At 64.2% G+C, this 16,409-nt stretch carries 15 protein-coding genes; 8 read left to right on the top strand and 7 right to left on the bottom strand.

Annotated features, from left to right (window positions below; all coding sequences use genetic code 11):
* Window positions 1-6 precede the first annotated feature (6 nt).
* From ACMNAY_RS11155 to ACMNAY_RS11125, 7 genes are all read right to left on the bottom strand, one after another.
* Window positions 7-1,509, bottom strand: coding sequence for a TasA family protein (locus tag ACMNAY_RS11155; RefSeq protein ID WP_418719442.1), 1,503 nt, complete (start codon window positions 1,507-1,509; stop codon window positions 7-9).
* 40 nt (window positions 1,510-1,549) lie between these two features.
* Window positions 1,550-2,986, bottom strand: a complete 1,437-nt coding sequence (locus ACMNAY_RS11150; RefSeq protein WP_394977091.1) for a TasA family protein — start codon at window positions 2,984-2,986, stop codon at window positions 1,550-1,552.
* 73 nt (window positions 2,987-3,059) lie between these two features.
* The gene (locus tag ACMNAY_RS11145) at window positions 3,060-4,205 is read right to left on the bottom strand and encodes a hypothetical protein (protein WP_418719441.1); all 1,146 of its coding nucleotides are present in this window, start codon (window positions 4,203-4,205) and stop codon (window positions 3,060-3,062) included.
* Window positions 4,202-4,924: a signal peptidase I gene (locus ACMNAY_RS11140; protein ID WP_418719440.1), complete on the bottom strand. Its 723-nt coding sequence runs from the start codon at window positions 4,922-4,924 to the stop codon at window positions 4,202-4,204. The genes ACMNAY_RS11145 and ACMNAY_RS11140 overlap by 4 nt, the downstream gene beginning before the upstream one ends.
* A 150-nt stretch (window positions 4,925-5,074) precedes the next feature.
* A complete protein-coding gene (locus tag ACMNAY_RS11135) occupies window positions 5,075-7,075 on the bottom strand; it encodes a SipW-dependent-type signal peptide-containing protein (RefSeq protein WP_418719439.1) in 2,001 nt (666 codons plus the stop codon).
* 56 nt (window positions 7,076-7,131) lie between these two features.
* A complete protein-coding gene (locus tag ACMNAY_RS11130; RefSeq protein WP_418719438.1) occupies window positions 7,132-7,707 on the bottom strand; it encodes a TasA family protein in 576 nt (191 codons plus the stop codon).
* The gene (locus tag ACMNAY_RS11125) at window positions 7,700-8,359 is read right to left on the bottom strand and encodes a hypothetical protein (RefSeq protein ID WP_418719437.1); all 660 of its coding nucleotides are present in this window, start codon (window positions 8,357-8,359) and stop codon (window positions 7,700-7,702) included. Before ACMNAY_RS11125 ends, ACMNAY_RS11130 begins: the two co-directional genes overlap by 8 nt.
* A 383-nt stretch (window positions 8,360-8,742) precedes the next feature.
* Here ACMNAY_RS11125 and ACMNAY_RS11120 point away from each other — a divergent pair, with 383 nt between their 5' ends.
* The 8 genes from ACMNAY_RS11120 (at window position 8,743) to ACMNAY_RS11085 (ending at window position 16,409) form a co-directional block, all read left to right on the top strand.
* Window positions 8,743-9,432 (top strand): response regulator transcription factor, encoded by a 690-nt coding sequence (locus tag ACMNAY_RS11120; RefSeq protein WP_418719436.1) that lies wholly within the window; start codon window positions 8,743-8,745, stop codon window positions 9,430-9,432.
* A gap of 8 nt (window positions 9,433-9,440) precedes the next feature.
* The gene (locus ACMNAY_RS11115) at window positions 9,441-10,901 is read left to right on the top strand and encodes a sensor histidine kinase (RefSeq protein WP_418719435.1); all 1,461 of its coding nucleotides are present in this window, start codon (window positions 9,441-9,443) and stop codon (window positions 10,899-10,901) included.
* A gap of 137 nt (window positions 10,902-11,038) precedes the next feature.
* Window positions 11,039-11,689, top strand: a complete 651-nt coding sequence (gene rpe / locus ACMNAY_RS11110) for a ribulose-phosphate 3-epimerase (RefSeq protein ID WP_418719434.1) — start codon at window positions 11,039-11,041, stop codon at window positions 11,687-11,689.
* A 34-nt stretch (window positions 11,690-11,723) separates the two neighbouring features.
* A complete protein-coding gene (locus ACMNAY_RS11105; RefSeq protein WP_418719433.1) occupies window positions 11,724-12,728 on the top strand; it encodes an RnfABCDGE type electron transport complex subunit D in 1,005 nt (334 codons plus the stop codon).
* A complete protein-coding gene (locus ACMNAY_RS11100; protein WP_394977106.1) occupies window positions 12,718-13,374 on the top strand; it encodes an Rnf-Nqr domain containing protein in 657 nt (218 codons plus the stop codon). Before ACMNAY_RS11105 ends, ACMNAY_RS11100 begins: the two co-directional genes overlap by 11 nt.
* Window positions 13,371-13,979: an Rnf-Nqr domain containing protein gene (locus tag ACMNAY_RS11095; protein ID WP_394967655.1), complete on the top strand. Its 609-nt coding sequence runs from the start codon at window positions 13,371-13,373 to the stop codon at window positions 13,977-13,979. Before ACMNAY_RS11100 ends, ACMNAY_RS11095 begins: the two co-directional genes overlap by 4 nt.
* Before the next feature lie 43 nt (window positions 13,980-14,022).
* Window positions 14,023-15,105 carry a putative glycoside hydrolase gene (locus ACMNAY_RS11090; protein WP_418719432.1) on the top strand — a complete coding sequence of 361 codons (1,083 nt, stop codon included), beginning with the start codon at window positions 14,023-14,025 and terminating at the stop codon, window positions 15,103-15,105.
* A 17-nt stretch (window positions 15,106-15,122) separates the two neighbouring features.
* Entirely contained in the window at window positions 15,123-16,409 is a 1,287-nt protein-coding gene (locus ACMNAY_RS11085) for a DUF1015 domain-containing protein (RefSeq protein ID WP_418719431.1), read from the top strand.

Below are 16,409 nucleotides of genomic sequence, written 5' to 3'. Positions count from 1 at the left end.
CGTTCCTCACTTCGCCGTACCGTCGTGGTTGACGGAAACTCCGTCCACCGTATAACTGCAGCTCTCCTCGGTGAAGGTCAGGCCATCCTCGTAACGGCTGTCGATGTCCACGGGCGTTACCTTTTGGCCGGTCATGGTCACGTTCTTCAGGGAAACGTTCATCATCCCGCCATAATTGCAGCCATACAGGGAGACGATCTCCCGCTTATAGGAAGCCTCGCTGCAGTCAAGGTCAAAGGTGCAGTCCTGAATGGTCATATTTCCGCACAGGTAGTTGCTCTCCGCGCTGATGAGGTACGAAGTATAGTGGATGTGGCCGTAGGGGTCGGTGGCGACGGTGCCGTCGGCGTTGTACATTTTGTAAGTGCCTTTGAAGGTGCAGTTGTAGAACTGCACATCCACTTTGCTGGCGTCGTTCATCCCTTTCAGGGAAACCGGCGCGTTGGTGAAGGTGCAGTCGCGGAAGATCACGGTGACCTTTTCGTCGTCACCGTTGGCGCGCACGCGGATGGCTTCGTCGCCAAAGCCGGTGAAGTCCACGTTTTCCACCGTGAGGGTGCTGCCGTACTCCACGTCCATCAGGGTCATGTCTCCCTCATTGACCATCGTTCCGTTTTTCAAAGTCACGGTGCTGCCGCTCTTGACCACCAGGCCGCTGCCGCTGCCGCTCGCCGGGCGGATAAAGGAATTGCCGCCCAGATCCAGCGTTTTGCCGTCGGGGATGACAAAGGTGTCGTTTCCGTTGTGGTCGTCAAACACGGGGTCGTTCATGTCGATGTCGCTGCCGGCCACCACCACCGGCACCGTCGGGTCGTTCAGCGCGGTGAGGATGTCGCCGCCAAACACAGCGTCGGCATTGGCATTGGCGTCATAGTCATCGTTGCCGAAGCCGTCCTGTTCCACGGCGTCCTGGGTGGCCTTGAGCACCACGTTAAAGGCGCCGCCGCCCTCCACCAGCGGCAGGCCCTGGTAGGTGTTGTCCGCTTCGGTGCGCATATTCAGCACCACCACCAGGTACTGGTCGGCGCCGGGCGCCACTTTACCGGACAGCGCCAGCGCGTTGCTCTGCAGGGTGCCGGCCTTGGTGAAGCCGGCCAGGTCTGCCATGCTCCCGGGCAGGTCCGTTTTCTGCACCGGCGTGTCGGTGACTTTGTAGTAAACGTCGATCACTTCCGCCAGTTTGGTGAGCGCGCCGTCGGGTTCCAGCGCCAGGTCATACTTGAGCGCGAGGCTGCCGCCGTTGTGCACCTGGAACGCCTCCATCGCGGTGTAGCCCGGCTCCCAGAAGGCATAGCTGAAGATGGGAGTGTTCTCCGCCACCGCCTCGTAGGCGTCGGTGGTTTTGTTCAGCTTGTTAAAGTCCACCGACAGAGTGCCGGCTTCGATCTTGTTGCCGGTGTTGGTAACGCTGTCGGTGAACCAGGCAAAAGTGGTCCCCAGCAACAGCGCCATGCACAGCAGCAGGCTCAGCCCGCTGGTCCAGAGGGAATGCTTCGTCACGTTTTTCATAGTGTCCTCCTTTTGCATCGTTTGTAAACTTACCTGCCGCTCAAGTCAGATTCACAACAAGGCGGTCCGCCACTTCCTGACTGTTCACGCCGATGTGTGCAGCCAGCTGCTCCGGCGTGGAGGGGATCTGCACACCGTCCACAAAGAAGGTGCAGTTTTCCGCATTGATGGTGGTGTTCAGCGCCCGTACCGAGAAAAGCAGCTGCCGGTTGCCGGTGGTCTGGGTGGCTTCGATGCGGCAGTTTTTAAAGGTGAGGGTGCAGTCGTGGGCGCCCTGGGGATCGGGGTTTCCCTCCGCAGGGCCATTCACCACGATGGTGGCAAAATTGTTCCAGTTATCGGCATTGTATTCCTTGTCGTTGATGCCTTTCAGCGTGCAGTTTTCAAAGGTGATGTTAGCGTTGGCGGAGTGGGTCTGGAACGCGCACCATCCGGTGATGGTGGAGTTGCGGATCACCGCGTCCACCTTTTCGTTGGCGCTGGCCAGATTGATGGCGTAGTAATTGGCGGAGAGGGAACAGCCGTCCATCACCAGCGTCACGGGCTGTTTGTTGTTGTAGAGGGAGATGCCGCGGGTGTAAGTGCCGCTGGTGGGGCCCTGGAGATCCACGCCGGACAGCGTGACGGTGACAGGCTTGTCGGTGTTGCTCAGGTCCAGAACACGGTCCACGCCCTGGGGCACGGTGATGGCGTGGTCGTTGCCCACGATGGTCACATCGCCGTCGGCCTGGAGCTTTTCGTTGAGGGTGATGTCACCGGTGAGAACGGCGGTCTTGCCCGCGGCCACCGCCGCTTCAAGGCCCTCAGCGTCGGACACCGGCAGGAAGTCCAGCGGGGCGTCGACATCGTACCGGTCATTGCCGAAGCCGTCGGTCTCCAGGGGCTTCTGGGTGGCGCGCAGCAGCAGGTCGAAGGTGACCGAGCAGTTCTGATACTCGTTGCTTGCGTTCTCCTTCATCCGAAGCACCAGAGAGAACTCGGCCGCGTCGCCCGTCTGATCCAGCTCGCCCAGTTTCACCGCGCTGTCCGCCATTGCAGAGAGGACGCCCACGGGGGTCTGGCCGGCCAGGTCGGCCGCGTCCGCATCCGTGACATAGACCTCCAGCACATCGGCGATGTTGGCGGTGCTTCCCTCCGGCGCGGTGGCCTTGACGTTTGCCAGGACCAGCTCCCACTTCATCGCCAGAGAACCGCTGTTGGCCACGCGGAAATCATATCCGTAGGACCGCCCCGGCTCCCAGCTGATGTCGGCGCCGAAAAGCGCCCCGGTGTTTTCGGGAACGGCGTCATATCCGTCGGTCTCGTTGAGGCCCCGGTAGCCGAACTCCAGATCCAGGCTGCCGGCCTGAATGGTGTTGCCGTTGTTCACCACGCTGTCGGTGAACCAGGCGTAGGTGGTGCCCAGCAGCAGCGCAAGGCACATCAGCAGCGACAGGCCGCTGAGCGCCAGGGAACGTTTGATCTGCCCGTCTTTCATAACATTCTTCCTCCGTCTTTTGCAAGAGCCGCATCGCTTTGCCGGGCTCTCGCATCAAGCTGTTCCGCCCGCCTCAGGCAAGGGGCGTCTCGGCGGTGGTTTCATTCGGGGCTCCGTCCGGCCGGGACTCGGGAACGGTCTCAGCCGCGGCGGGGGCATCTCCCTCCGGCGCAGCGGCGCCCCCCTCGGGAGGGGTTTCTGCTTCGGGCGTCTCGTCCGGTACAGTGCCGTCCTCCGGTGCGTTCCCGTCAGCCGGAGGAGTATCCTCGCCGGGAGTGCCCTCCTCACCGGGGTCTGCCGGTGCGCCGGACACCACAGTGACGGGGCCGAACGAGGCGGTCGTGAATGTGAGCAGGCCGGTGGCGGGGTCATAGGCCGCGTCCCCGATGAGGTCGGCGCCCCGGTAGGCCCGCACATTGTCGAGGCCCGCGCTGAGCTGCATGCGCACGGCAACCGCCGCCGCATTGTTTTCTTTGAGACCGGAAAGGCCGATCTGCCAGGTTTCGGCCTTTTCGCCTTCCTGCACCGCGATGCCCTCCGGCATGCCGGCGGAAGCGACGGTGAGCACCAGCTGCTCCGCCGTTTCATCGATGGCCCCGGCAGGCACGGTGACCGAAGTCTCGGGAAGGGCGTTTTCCTGGCCGGGGGCGGTCAGGGTGGTATCGGTCCAGCCTTCGGCGGGTCTGACCGCAGATGCCGTTCCGGGGACCGGCTCCGGCGCGGGGGCGGCGGGCGTTCCCACCGTGTCGTTGTTCTTGATCAGGGTCTGCCCGTCGTATCCGTAGTTTTCCGGGCTGCCCCAGGAGGGGGCAAAGGCATATGTACCGCTCTCGTCCGGGGCCAGAGTGAACACAAGGCCCTCAGCCGGGATGGCCTGCGTTGTCCGCAAAAACTGTCCCGGTCCGCTGACGGTGCAGAAGCCGGTGGTGCCAGAAGCCGCAAGGGAAACGGTATAACTTGCGCCCTTGTCCAGCGCAAACCCGCCTTCGGTGGGCTGCAGCTGCTGGCCCGCGGCGTCCGTGACCTGCACCGTCAGCCCGAAACTTCCGGCCTGCACGCTGTTGTCCGGATTGGTCCGGGTGAACTGGAACCAAGCCAGCGTTGCGGCAGTCAGGCAGAGCAGCGCCGCAAGGATCACCGGCAGCACCGCCAGCAGGCAGCGAAGCTCCGCCCGCTGCGGGCGACTGCCCGTGCTGTGATTTATCTGGGTACGCATCATTCACCAGCCTCCGTTTTCTCATTGCCGTCTGTGGGCGCGTCATCGGCCGTTTTTCCCGCCGCTTCGGCCTGCACCTGCGCCCGGAGCTGTTCCAGTTCCGTCTGCATCCGGCGCAGCTTTTCCCGCTCGCCGGCCAGCTCCTGCCGCTGGGCGGCCAGTTCGTCCATCTGCTCCGCTTTATACTGACGCAGCAGGGAAAGGAAGCGGGACGCCTGCAGCCCGATGAGCAGCAGGAAGGGGATGAGGATCACCACCACATACCCCAGGGGGGTGCGCAGGAACTGGAAGAAGTACCCCAGCTTGGGCAGGCGGAAGGCATATTCCCCCAGCACGTTGTCAAAGGGAACGGGGGCCGCGTCATTTTCGCCGGTGGAGGTGCCGTAGGTGATGAAAGCAGGGCTTCCGTTCACCGTGGTGATCTCACGGATCTTGTGGGTGACCACCTCGCCGTCAGCGCTGGGGTCAGCGGAGCGGAAGGTGACGATGTCGCCCGGCTCCAGCTCGGCGGGGTCCACCACACGGCTCACGGCGATGTCGCCCACCTGGAAGGTATCGCGCATGGAGTCGGACAGAACGATGTACGGTTTATAGCCGAAGAGGTTGGCGTCCTGCCGGCCCACGGTTTTCACCGAGACCACGGTGAACACCATTACAAGAACAGCAAACACCAGGATGAGAGCGGTAAGCACCTGCCTCACCCTTGTGAGGATGTTTTTCATGGGGATGGTCTCCTTTGCAGTGTCCGCACGATGTTCGCACGGCGGGCAAAGGGCGCAAGGGGCCTTGTGCCCTTTGCCCGCCGCCCCGCCCCTCCTGTTCCGGAGAGGCGGGAGCGGGTCATCTTCAGGTCAGGGTTCTGAAACGGCCGGTCATTTGTTGTGGCACAGGCCGTCGGCAATGTAGGCATTGCCCTCCACGCCTTCCAGCTTCCAGCCGGTCGTTTCCGTCTCCATTTCGTAATAGTAGTCGGTGTAGTAGTCGCCCCAGGCGGCATAGTGCAGGTCAACGCCCTGGTACGGATACACCCAGAACTTGCCCTTCACCGGCATCGTTTTGCCGGTGGGCTGGCCGTCGACGTACTGCGTTGCCGTGGTGTCCACATCCACATACTTGCTGGCGGAATCGGCCAGATGGGCTTCGACCTTTTCGGTGGTACAGCCGGTGAGCTCCACCACATTCTGCGCCAGGCCGATCAGGCCGCCGCCGTTGTACGCCACGGTGACCGAGACATTTTCCACGGTGCAGTTTTTCAGCGCGGTGACGCTGCTGCCCGGTTCTGCCGCCATGCCCAGCACGGCGCCCACCTTGCCGTAGCCCCTGATGGAAGAGTTCTTCACATGGACGTTCTCAAAGGTGACATTGCCGTAGGCATAGGCGCTGACGATGCCGTAGACATTTCCGCTGATGCTGCCGGAACTGCTGCCGTATCTGGAAACAAAGGCGCCGTCGATGGTAACGTTCCGCACCGTGGCTGCCGCGATGTTGCCGAAGAAGCCGTTTCCGTAGGCGAGGTTGTTGACCGCCTGAAGGCCAAAGATCACATGGTCTCCGCCGTCAAAAGCGCCGCGGAACATTTTCCCGTTCACGCCGATGGGGGTCCAGTTGGCCCCGCTGAGGTCCATATCCCGGGTGAGGGTGACGGTGTAGCCGGCATAAGTGGTGCCGGCGTTCACCTTCTGCGCCAGAGCGGCCAGCTGGGCGGGGGTGTCGACGGTGACGGTCTTGGCGGCCGCGTTGGTGTTGGCCTCCAGGCCCTCCGCGTCCACAGAACCGTCCCAGGGCAGATCATACACAACGGCAAAGGGGCCGAAGGAGGCAGTGCTGAAGGTGAGCAGACCGGTGGCCGCATCGTAGGTGAAGGGGATCTCGTCCGTGCCGCTGAAGAGTTTCACATTGGTGCGCTTCGCACCGACCTGCATCTGCACGCTGACGGGCAGAGTGTTGCCATCGTTCAGGCCGGTGAGCGCAATGTCGTAATACTGCGCGCCCTGGCCGTCCTGCACGGGAACATTCCCGCCGGCGGAGGGGCCGTCCTGCCGGATAACGGTGAGCTTCAGCGCATTCGCGCTGCCGCTGATGGCGTCATCGGGCACGGTGACCGAAGCGCCGGGCACCGAAACAACGGTCTCCTCTGCCCAGCCGTCCGCGGGCTTCGTCACCTGCGCGGTACCGCCGGTGGCCCATTCGGGATGGTCGGGGGTGCCGTCGGCCGCCGCGTCATAGTCGCTGCTGCCGAATCCATCCTCTTCCTTGCTGGCCTGGGTGGCCATCACGGTCACGTCCGCGCTGAAACTCTTGCCCTGGAAGGCGTTATCGGCCTGTTCGTCCATCCCGTAGACCAGGATGAAGCTGACGCTCTCGCCGCCGTTCAGAGGAATGACCATGGACTGGGCCAGAGTGTTCAGTTCGCTCATGGGCCGCTTCACAAAGCTGCCCTGAACAGGCTCCACCTGGACGAAATCGAACCAGAGGGCATCCTGCAGGCCGTTGTCCTCAACGTCGAAGCTCAGGCGGATGTTGGCCGCCAGGCTGCCGTTGTTGGACACGGTGAGCAGTTTGGCGTTGGAAACGCCCGGCTCCCACCTGGGCTCGCTGAGGATGGGCGGGCAGTTCTCCGCTTTCAGGTCCTGGCCGTCGCCTTTAAAACCGAAAGCCTGGCCGTTGTTGATCCCGGCAAACTGATAGGTATCTTTCGAAGTGTCCACATCGTAGGCGGAAGCCCCGATGGACAGCGTTCCGGCGGTGATCACGTTGCCGGTGTTGGTGACGCTGTCGGTGAACCAGGCAAAAGTGGTGCCCAGCAGCAGGGCCGCGCAGAGCAAAAGGCTCAGTCCACTGGCCCAAAGGGAATGTTTCGTTACAGTCTTCATATGTTCCTCCTTAAAGTCAACCGGCACAAGGCCGGAGTGGTCGCTGCATAAAGAACTCAGTTGAATTCCTTGTCGGGGTTATTCCTGGCCTGGACGCACTGGGCGGTGAGATCGAAGCCCACCGTGTCGCCCTGGAACGCGTTGCCGGAGCCTTCGCCCATCTTCACCACGGCGGTGAGGGTGCGCGTTTCGCCGGGCGCAAGCGTCTTTCCGTCCACAAAAGGCGACCCGTCCGCCACAAAGTCGGAGGCCGCGCCGGTATACAGGGGGGTGCCGGTCTGGGCGGCGTTTTTATCCCCCTCATAGATGGAGAAAACCAGCGAATCGGCCAGATCGCCGGTGATGTTTTCCAGATACAGCCGGTAATAGACGTCCACCGTGCCGGTGTTCTTCACGGTGAATTCCCGCACCGCCGCGTGGCCCGGCTCGATGTTCGCCAGGTCCGCGCCGGAGAAAATGGTCTTGCCTTCGTTGAGCTCAATGGCCACGGTGCCGGTCGTAAAGGTGTTTTTTTCCGCCTTCACCATGGCGAGCAGGGCGGCCCAGGTGGTGAGCGCCAGCATGGCGGCCAGCACCAGGACCGCCAGCGCGCTGCCCAGCGCTTTTTTGCCGGTGTTGTTCGGCTTATTCATGCTGCCCGCGCCCCCTTTGCGTTTTGATGCGGATGAAGGCCAGCGCCGCCGCGCACGCCGCAGCCAGAGCGATCCACAGCGCCAGGCTGCTCGGGTCGCCCGTCTGCGCCGGGATCAGCTGGCCGGGCGCCGGCGTGGCGGACGGCTCCTCCGGCCGGGAAGGCTCGCCCTCCACATACCAGCGGAAATCCGCCTCGAGGGATGTGTTCTGGTATTCATTGCCCACCGAGGTGTCCATCCACACCCGGACCGTGAAGTCCCGGTCGATGCGGCCGGAACCGTCGGGAAGCTGCACCCGGTACACTTGACCCGTCACCTCGTCGAAGGTGCCCTCCGCCAGCACAGCGCCGCCGGTGGCGTCGGTGACCTGTATGTTCAGCACCTCGCCCAGATCGCCGGTCTCGTCGGTGACGACCACGTCAAAAAGAAGGGTGAGGGCACCGCTGCGGTGCACCTGCAGGGTGTATTGCTCAGTCACGGCGTCGCCGGGGAGCATGCCCGCCGCCGAAAAGCTCTGGTTGACGGAAGGCTGGCTTTTGTCCAGCACAAGCTGCGGGTCAGCCGCCAGCACTTCCTGGCCGGTCAGAGCGAAAGCCAGCAGCAGGCCGGCGACGCCCCGCGCGAGGCTTCGGGTCATATTCGTGCGTTTCATGGATCGCTGCACCCCCTGGGCGATAGTGTGTTCGGGCCGTGCGTGGGCCCGGGGAAATTTGTATAACCGGAGTTTTTCTCCTGTTTTCGGGACATGTGGCGAAGGGGCCGGCAATGCCGACCCTTTCCAAAATTTTTCACCTTTATTCTACTAAAACAAAATGCCGTTGTCAACAAAACGCACGGGCGCTTTTCCGCTTTTTCTGTAAAACCAGCCTATATTTTTGGTAAATTTTGATTTTACCGGCGCTTTTTGAAAAAGCCGGCCCGCGTTCTTTTTTTGTCCACAAATATACGGTATAATAGAAAAAATCGCCCCTTTTCCGGGGCGCAGCAACGGATGAACGCCCGCCCCAAAGGCGCGGCGAGGGAGGGAAGCACAGAATGCCAAGCGAAAAGATCCTTATCGTGGACGACGACCAGAACATCTGCGAGCTTTTGCGGCTGTATCTGGCCAAGGAGGGCTACCAGCCGGTCATCGCCACCGACGGCGAGGCCGCCGTGGCCGCCTTTGAGAGCCAGAAGCCCAGCCTGGTGCTGCTGGACGTGATGATGCCCAAGATGGACGGCTGGGAGGTCTGCCGGCGCATCCGCGCGGCGGGCGACACGCCGGTCATCATGCTCACCGCCAAGGGCGAGACCTTCGACAAGGTGCTGGGCCTGGAGCTGGGGGCGGACGACTATGTGGTCAAGCCCTTCGACACCAAGGAGGTGGTGGCCCGCATCAAGGCGGTGCTGCGCCGCTGCCATGCCGCGGAGGGCGGCGACAAGAACGTCATCCAGTTCGAGAACCTCTCGCTGGACATGAGCCAGTACCAGCTGAAGGTGAAGGGCAACATCGTGGAGGCGCCCCCCAAGGAGCTGGAGCTGCTGGCCTATCTGGCCGGCCACCCCAACCGGGTGTTCACCCGCGACCAGCTGCTGGACGAGGTGTGGGGCTTCGAGTATTACGGCGACTCCCGCACCATCGACGTGCACATCAAGCGCCTGCGGGAGAAGCTGGAGGGCACCAGCGACAAGTGGAGCCTCAAGACCGTGTGGGGCGTGGGCTACAAGTTTGAAGTAAAGGACTGAGACCGGCCATGCGCAAGAGCATCAGCTCCATGTATTTTTCCACCACGGCGGCGCTGCTCATCGTCAGCACCGCCGTGCTGTGCGCCATCCAGATGTATCTGGTGATGGGCTATTTCAAGCAGGATAAAAAGGAGTCGCTCAGCGAGGTGGTGTCCATCGTCACCACCCAGATCCACCTGCGCCAGCAGACGGAAAACTCGATGGACATCGACCCGGCGCTGGCCCAGAAGATCCAGGAGAGCCTGGCCCTGGTGAGCGAGACCAGCAGCACCATCATCCTGTTCACCGACGAAAACGGCGTGGTGCAGCTGTGCAGCGAGGGCACGTCCAGCTCCAACGTGGGGCGGCAGGTGCCGGCGAACATTCTGGCGGACCTTACGGCCGACGGCAGCTTTTTTGAGACGGGCACGCTGGGCGGCATCTATCCCAGCGCCTGCTACACCGTGGGCGGCATCGTGGACGACGGCGGCCTGCCGCTGGGCTATGTGTTCGCTTCCACCAGCGCGGGCAGCCTGAACATCTTCGTGGGCGATATGTTCTCCAGCTTTGTGCTGGCCGCCGGGCTGATGCTGCTGGCCTCCAGCGTGCTGGCCATCTTCTTCACCACCCGGCTCACCACCCCCCTGCGGCGCATCAGCGAGGCCGCCCGCAAGTTCGGCGGCGGCGACTTCAGCGTGCGGGTGCCGGTGGACGGCGACGACGAGGTGGCCCAGCTGGCGGTGACCTTCAACAACATGGCCCGCAACCTGGAGACCATCGACTCCAGCCGCGCCAGCTTCATGGGCAACATCGCCCACGAGCTGCGTACCCCCATGACCAGCATCAAGGGCTTCATCGACGGCATGCTGGACGGCACCATCCCCGACGACATGCGCCAGCACTACCTGGGCCTTGTGAGCCAGGAGGTGGGCCGGCTGACCCGTCTCATCCAGAACATGCTGGACATCTCAAAGCTCGAGGCCGGCGAGTACCGGGTGAACGCCCAGAGCTACGACGTGTGGGAGAGCCTCACCGGCGTGGTGTTCAGCGCCGAGCAGCGGGTGGAGGACCAGGGCGTGGAGATCCAGGGCCTGGCGCCGCAAAAGACCATGGTCTACGCCGACCCGGATCTGGTGTATCAGGTGGTGTACAACCTCTTCGACAACGCCCTCAAGTTCACCCCCAAAGGCGGCTACATCCGCTTTGCCGTGCAAAAGGCGGGGGGATTTGTCACCGTGTCGGTGGAGAACTCCGGCCAGGGCATCAGCGCCGAGGCGCTGCCCTTCGTTTTTGAGCGCTTTTATAAGGAGGACAAGAGCCGCGGCCTGAACACCAAGGGCAGCGGCCTGGGCCTGCACATCTGCAAGGTGCTCATCGGCCTGTCCGGCGGCAAGATCTGGGCGGAGAGCGAGGAGGGGCGGTTCTGCCGCTTCAGCTTCACCCTGCCCTGCGATTGCCCGCCCGCCGAAAAGCGGAAAAACCACAAGTGACCCTCTTCCGCGCTCTGGTTTTCAGGGCGCGGTTTTTTTGTGCAAAAACCGTGAAAAAGGGCGGCGGCGATTTGCTTTTTCAGCCGGTTTGGGATAAAATAAGTTATATATTGCTTTGTATAAGGGAGAGTTTGCCCATGACCCAACTGAGCGCCTCCATTCTGGCGGCGGATTTCGCCCGCCTTGCCGAGGACTGCCGCCGTGTTCTGGCGGCGGGCGCGGACATGCTGCACTTCGACGTGATGGACGGCCACTTCGTGCCCAACATCAGTTTCGGCGCGCCGGTGCTGAAAAGCCTGCACGCCGCGCTGCCCGACGCCTTTTACGACGTACATCTGATGATCAGCCACCCGCTGCAGTACGCGGGGGATTTCGCCAAGGCGGGAGCGGATCTCATCACCTTCCACCTGGAGAGCGAGGACGACCCCGGCGAGGTGATCGACGCCATCCACGCCCTGGGCTGCAAGGCGGGGCTTTCCATCAAGCCGGGCACCCCGGCCGGGGCGGTACTGTCCTATCTGAGCCGGCTGGACCTGGTGCTGGTGATGAGCGTGGAGCCGGGCTTCGGCGGCCAGAAATTCATGCCCATGGCGCTGGATAAGCTGGCTTTCCTGCGGGAGGCCTGCGCCGAGCGGGGCCTTGCGCCCTATCTCGAGGTGGACGGCGGCGTGGACGCCGTCACCGGCCCGCAGTGCGTTTCGGCGGGCGCCGACCTGCTGGTAGCCGGAAGTTTTCTGTTCGGCGCGCCCAGCGCCGACGAGGCGGCCCGCGCTTTGAAACAAGCCTAAACCGGCCTTTTGGGGGCCGGAGAAAGGAAACCCGATGAGCACAAAACCCAAAGTGGCTGCCCCCCTCCACGAGGACCAGGGCACCCATACCGACATTGTTTTCATGTGCCTGCCGCTGGTGGCCATGGCGGTGTTCTTCTATGGCCCGCGGCCGGCGCTTTTGTGCGCCGTGGCGGTCATCACCGCCAATCTGTGCGACCGGCTGGTAGCGCTGCTGCGCGGCCAGAAATACGAAAAAGGCGAGTGGAGCAGCGAGGCGTTCGCCCTGCTGGTGACGCTGATGATGCCCGCCACCGCCAGCTACTACATGGTCATCATCGGCACGCTGGCGGCGGTGCTGGTGGGCAAAGAGGCCTTCGGCGGCTACGGCGCCTACCTCTTCCACCCGGCGGCCGTGGGCTACGCGGTGGTGGCGGTGAGCTGGTCCGGGCGGATGTTCGCCTATACGGACACCTCCCTCTTCGCCTTCCTGCCCCTGGGCAGCGTGAGCGGGGTGAGCCTTGTGGAAAGCCCCAGCCACATGCTGCGCGAGGGCGGCCTGCCCACCATCGACACGGTGGACCTGGTGCTGGGCAACTACGCCGGCCCCATGGGCACCACCGTGCTGCTGGTCATCCTGGCCTGCGCGCTCTACCTCATCCATCGGCGGCGGATGGGCCTTGTGGCGCCTTTGTGCTTCATCTTCGCCTGCGCTTTCATGGCCTTCTTCTTCCCCCGGCTGGGCGATCTGGCCTTCGCCGCGCCCTGGGAGCACCTGCTGGAACGCCTGCAGGTGGTGAAGTACGAGCTGTGCACCGGCGGCGTGCTGTTCGCCGCGGTGTTCCTCATCAACGATCCCGTCACGCTGCCCAAGTCGAACGCCAGCCGCGCTGTCTACGGCCTGGTGCTGGGCGTGGCGACCATGCTGTTCCGCTACTACGGCACCTACGAGACCGGCGTGTGCTTTGCGCTGCTGGCGGTGGGCGCGGTGTCCGGCTGGATGGACCGGGCCGTGCAGCGGGCGATCCATCGCAAGGGGGTGGTGCGCCGTGAATACTAAGAAAGCGATGTATCTCTCGGAGAACATGACCCGCATCGCCCGGCGGGACCGCGTTTTCCTGAACAACCCCGTCATCATGCAGGGCATGGGCCTGGCGCCGCTGGTGGTGGCCGCCACCACCGCCCAGAACGCCCTGATGCTCTCGGTGGCGGTGATCCTGCTGCTCACCCCGGTGCGGGTGATCGCGGCGCTGCTGGCCCGCACCGGCTACTACCGGTTCCGGGGCCTGGTCTACTGCCTGACCAGCGCCACGGTGTACATCGGCGTATACTATGCGCTGCAGGCCATCTTTGACGTGGAGATCCTTCAGCTGGGCATCTACCTGCCCCTGCTGGTGGTGGAGCCCCTCATCATCAAGCGCTACGAGCGGCCCCAGAAAGAGCGCCTTGTCACCGCCCTCAAAAAGGGCCTGCGCACCACCTGCGGCTATGTGCTGGTGCTGATGCTCATGGGCTGTCTGCGGGAACTGCTCACCACCGCCACCCTCTTCGGGCACGCGGTGCCCCGGCTGCCCGCCGACCTGTTCCCCATGGCCAGCCTGCCCGCCGGCGGCTTTCTGCTGCTGGGCGTGGTGTGCGCCGTGTGGCGCAGCGCGGTGAACCGCTATAAGAAATATGTGAACATGGAGGCGAAGAGAGGCCAATGAGTGAAGTTTTGAGAGCCTGCGCCGTCTTCTTCCTCTACGCGGTGGCGGCCATGTTCGCTGAAAACGCGGTGTTCAGCCGCGCGCTGGGCGTCTCCCGCCTGGTGAAACTGGTGGACGACTCCACCGTGGACACGCTGGTGTTCGGCGGGTTGATGTGCGCGGTGCAGCTGATCAGCGCGCCGCTGGCGAAAGTGGCCAACGCCCTCATCCAGCCCTTCGAGTTCCGCAGCGCCGTGCGCCCGCTGGCGTTCATCCTCTGCAGCGCGGTGGCCTTTGCCGTGGTGCTGGGGCTGGTGCTGCTCATCTTCAAAAGCCGCGCCAAGGACATCGTGGCCGTGCTTCCCATGGCCACCTTCAACACCGCCGTGCTGGGCATGATGCTGCTCACCGCCACCCAAGGTTTCTCTTGGGTGCAGACCATGGGCTTTGCCCTGGGCAGCGGCGTGGGCTACACCCTGGCGGTGGTGGTGGTCACCGAGAGCCAGCGCAAACTGCGCAGCCGGGCGGTGCCCGCGGCCTTCAAGGGGCTGCCCATCACCCTCATCTACATCAGCATCCTGACTCTGGCGATCTACGCCTTCACCGGCCACCGGCTGGCCATCTGACACCCCGCGGGGCGGGACCATCTCCCTCAAGGAGGCAATGCGTATGGCACGAAAGAACATGGGCAAGGTCAAGCGCTACCGCCGCAGTTTTTACAGCGGCGGCCAGCAGCTGCGCCGCATCCTCACCGGGGTGCTGGCGCTGGCCGTGCTGTTCGCCGCCGGCTGGCTCATCGGCCCGGCGGTGATCGACTTCGGGACCAGCACCTGGTACAGCATGAAGCAGGGCGGCGAGAGCTCCGGCACTTCGTCCGGCACTTCCCAGCCCGCCTCTGAGTCTCAGGCCGCGCCCGAGCCCACCCCCGAACCTCAGCCCACCGCCGCCCCGGCCGTCGAGCCCGGGCAGGGAAGCTGGGCCTTTGTGAGCATCTCCGGCCTTTCCAGCGCCGAACAGGCGGCCGCCACCGCCCAGAACCTCGCCTCCCAGGGCGTGGGCTACGCGGTGGTGCCCTGCAAGGACAGCCAGGGCTACGTCTACTACCAGAGCAGCGTGGCCACCGCCCAGTCCAGCGTTTCGGCCACCACCTTTGACGCCGCCGCCGTGCAGGCGCTGAAGGACGCCGGCATCACCCCCATCGCTTCCATCTGCGCCTTCCGGGACCCGCTGGCCCCCTATGTGGACCGCAGTCTCGCGGTGCGCTATCAGGACACCGACTACTTCTGGCTGGACGCTGCCGCCGACGCGGGCGGCAAGCCCTGGCTGAACCCCTATTCCGACGGCGCGGTGAACTACATCACCGCCCTCATCGACGAAGTGCGGGCCATGGGCTTTGAGCAGGTGTGGCTCACCGGCGTGCAGTTCCCCACCACCGCCGGGCGGGACAAGGCCAACTACGGCGACACCGCGGGCATTTCCATGGGCCAGCGTCTGACCCAGGTGCTGAGCGGCTGGCAGGCCGGCGGCGACTGCTGGGTGGAGTATCCCTTGAGCGAAGTGCTGGCCGGGTCTGACAGTCAGCTGCTGGGCGCTTCCTGCGCCGAGCTGGGGGTCAAAAACCTGGCCATCCGGGCGGACGACGCCCTCACCGAGGAGCAGCAGCTGCAGCTGGACGCCGCGGTCACCGAACTGAAGGCGGGCGGCGTTGCCAACATCGCCCTGGTGCAGGGCGACAGCCTCACCCTGCTGTGAGGGAAGGAGGACGAAAGATGGAGCCCTGTTTTGTGCCCGGCCGCATCCTGCTGCCGGAGGAGAGCATCCCGGTGAGCCAGTGGGCCTGCCTTGCCTGCGACCAGTTCACCAGCCAGCCGGACTACTGGGAACAGGCCGCCGCGCTGGCGGCGGGCGGGCCCAGCGCGCTGAACATCGTGCTGCCGGAGGTGTATCTGGACAAGGTGGACACCCCCACCCGCATCCGGGCCATCCACGAGGCGATGGAGCGGTACCGGGCCGAGGTGCTCACCCGCAGCGTGAACGGCTTCGTCTACGTGGAGCGCACCCAGACCGACGGAAAAGTCCGGCAGGGTCTGGTGGGCCTCATCGATCTGGAACAATACGACTGGCGGCCGGGGATGAGCCCAGCGGTGCGCCCCACCGAGGGCACCGTGCCCAGCCGTATCCCGCCCCGCCTTGCGGTGCGAAACGGGGCGAGCCTGGAAAGCCCCCACATTTTAATGCTGGCGGACGACGCCGGCCGCACCCTGGTGGAACCGGTGGCCGCTCAGAAAGACCGGCTGCCCCTCGTCTACGACGGGGAACTGCCCATGGGCGGCGGTTTTGTCCGGGGCTGGGCGGTGGAAGACCCCGCCCTGCTGGCCGGCGTGGAACAGGCGCTGGCGGCCCTGGGCAGCCAGGCGGCCTTTGACGAAAAGTACCCCGGAGCGGCGGGCGCTCCGCCCATGACCCTGGCGGTGGGGGACGGCAACCACAGCCTTGCCACCGCCAAGGCATACTGGGAGGCGCTGAAAGCCGGACTGCCGGAAGAGGAGCGCAAGACCCACCCCGCCCGGTGGTGCCTGGCGGAGGTGTGCAACGTGCACAGCGAGGCCATCGGCTTTGAGCCCATCCACCGGGTGGTGTTCGGTGTGCCGGGGCTGCAGCTGCTGGCCCGGCTGAAAGAGTGGTGCGCGGCCAGGAACATCGCCGTGGACGGCGAGGAAGCCCCCGGCGACCAGGTCATCACCCTGGTGCACGGGGCCTGGCGACGGCCGGTGCGCCTTGCGGGCAGCCCCGAGCCCCTTGCGGTGGGCACGGTGGAGGCCTTTCTGGCGGATTACTTAAAGCGCAACCCCGCCTCGTCGGTGGACTACATCCACGGCGAGGAAGCGGTGGCGGAGCTGTGCGAAGCCGGCAACACCGGCATCCTGCTGCCGCCCTTTGAAAAGGGAGATCTGTTCCGGGGCGTGGTGCTGGGGGGCGTTTTGCCCCGCAAGACCTTCAGCATGGGCCACGCGAGGGACAAGCGCTATTATCTGGAATGCCGGGCCATTGTGTGA

It is taken from the genome of Candidatus Allofournierella merdipullorum (genome assembly GCF_048426865.1).
GTDB classification, from domain to species: Bacteria; Bacillota; Clostridia; order Oscillospirales; family Ruminococcaceae; genus Allofournierella_A; species Allofournierella_A merdipullorum.
The sequence above is the reverse complement of the archived record's forward strand: the minus strand, read 5'-3'. Positions and strand labels throughout refer to the sequence as shown.

What these genes read in the sequence shown, in the direction of transcription:
- ACMNAY_RS11125 (WP_418719437.1), bottom strand. Translation starts at nt 8,359, where the DNA reads ATGAAACGCACGAATATGACCCGAAGCCTCGCGCGGGGCGTCGCCGGC.
- ACMNAY_RS11120 (WP_418719436.1), top strand. Translation starts at nt 8,743, where the DNA reads ATGCCAAGCGAAAAGATCCTTATCGTGGACGACGACCAGAACATCTGC.
- ACMNAY_RS11115 (WP_418719435.1), top strand. Translation starts at nt 9,441, where the DNA reads ATGCGCAAGAGCATCAGCTCCATGTATTTTTCCACCACGGCGGCGCTG.
- ACMNAY_RS11140 (WP_418719440.1), bottom strand. Translation starts at nt 4,924, where the DNA reads ATGAAAAACATCCTCACAAGGGTGAGGCAGGTGCTTACCGCTCTCATC.
- ACMNAY_RS11145 (WP_418719441.1), bottom strand. Translation starts at nt 4,205, where the DNA reads ATGATGCGTACCCAGATAAATCACAGCACGGGCAGTCGCCCGCAGCGG.
- ACMNAY_RS11155 (WP_418719442.1), bottom strand. Translation starts at nt 1,509, where the DNA reads ATGAAAAACGTGACGAAGCATTCCCTCTGGACCAGCGGGCTGAGCCTG.
- ACMNAY_RS11095 (WP_394967655.1), top strand. Translation starts at nt 13,371, where the DNA reads ATGAGTGAAGTTTTGAGAGCCTGCGCCGTCTTCTTCCTCTACGCGGTG.
- ACMNAY_RS11090 (WP_418719432.1), top strand. Translation starts at nt 14,023, where the DNA reads ATGGCACGAAAGAACATGGGCAAGGTCAAGCGCTACCGCCGCAGTTTT.
- ACMNAY_RS11105 (WP_418719433.1), top strand. Translation starts at nt 11,724, where the DNA reads ATGAGCACAAAACCCAAAGTGGCTGCCCCCCTCCACGAGGACCAGGGC.
- ACMNAY_RS11150 (WP_394977091.1), bottom strand. Translation starts at nt 2,986, where the DNA reads ATGAAAGACGGGCAGATCAAACGTTCCCTGGCGCTCAGCGGCCTGTCG.
- rpe (WP_418719434.1), top strand. Translation starts at nt 11,039, where the DNA reads ATGACCCAACTGAGCGCCTCCATTCTGGCGGCGGATTTCGCCCGCCTT.
- ACMNAY_RS11085 (WP_418719431.1), top strand. Translation starts at nt 15,123, where the DNA reads ATGGAGCCCTGTTTTGTGCCCGGCCGCATCCTGCTGCCGGAGGAGAGC.
- ACMNAY_RS11130 (WP_418719438.1), bottom strand. Translation starts at nt 7,707, where the DNA reads ATGAATAAGCCGAACAACACCGGCAAAAAAGCGCTGGGCAGCGCGCTG.
- ACMNAY_RS11135 (WP_418719439.1), bottom strand. Translation starts at nt 7,075, where the DNA reads ATGAAGACTGTAACGAAACATTCCCTTTGGGCCAGTGGACTGAGCCTT.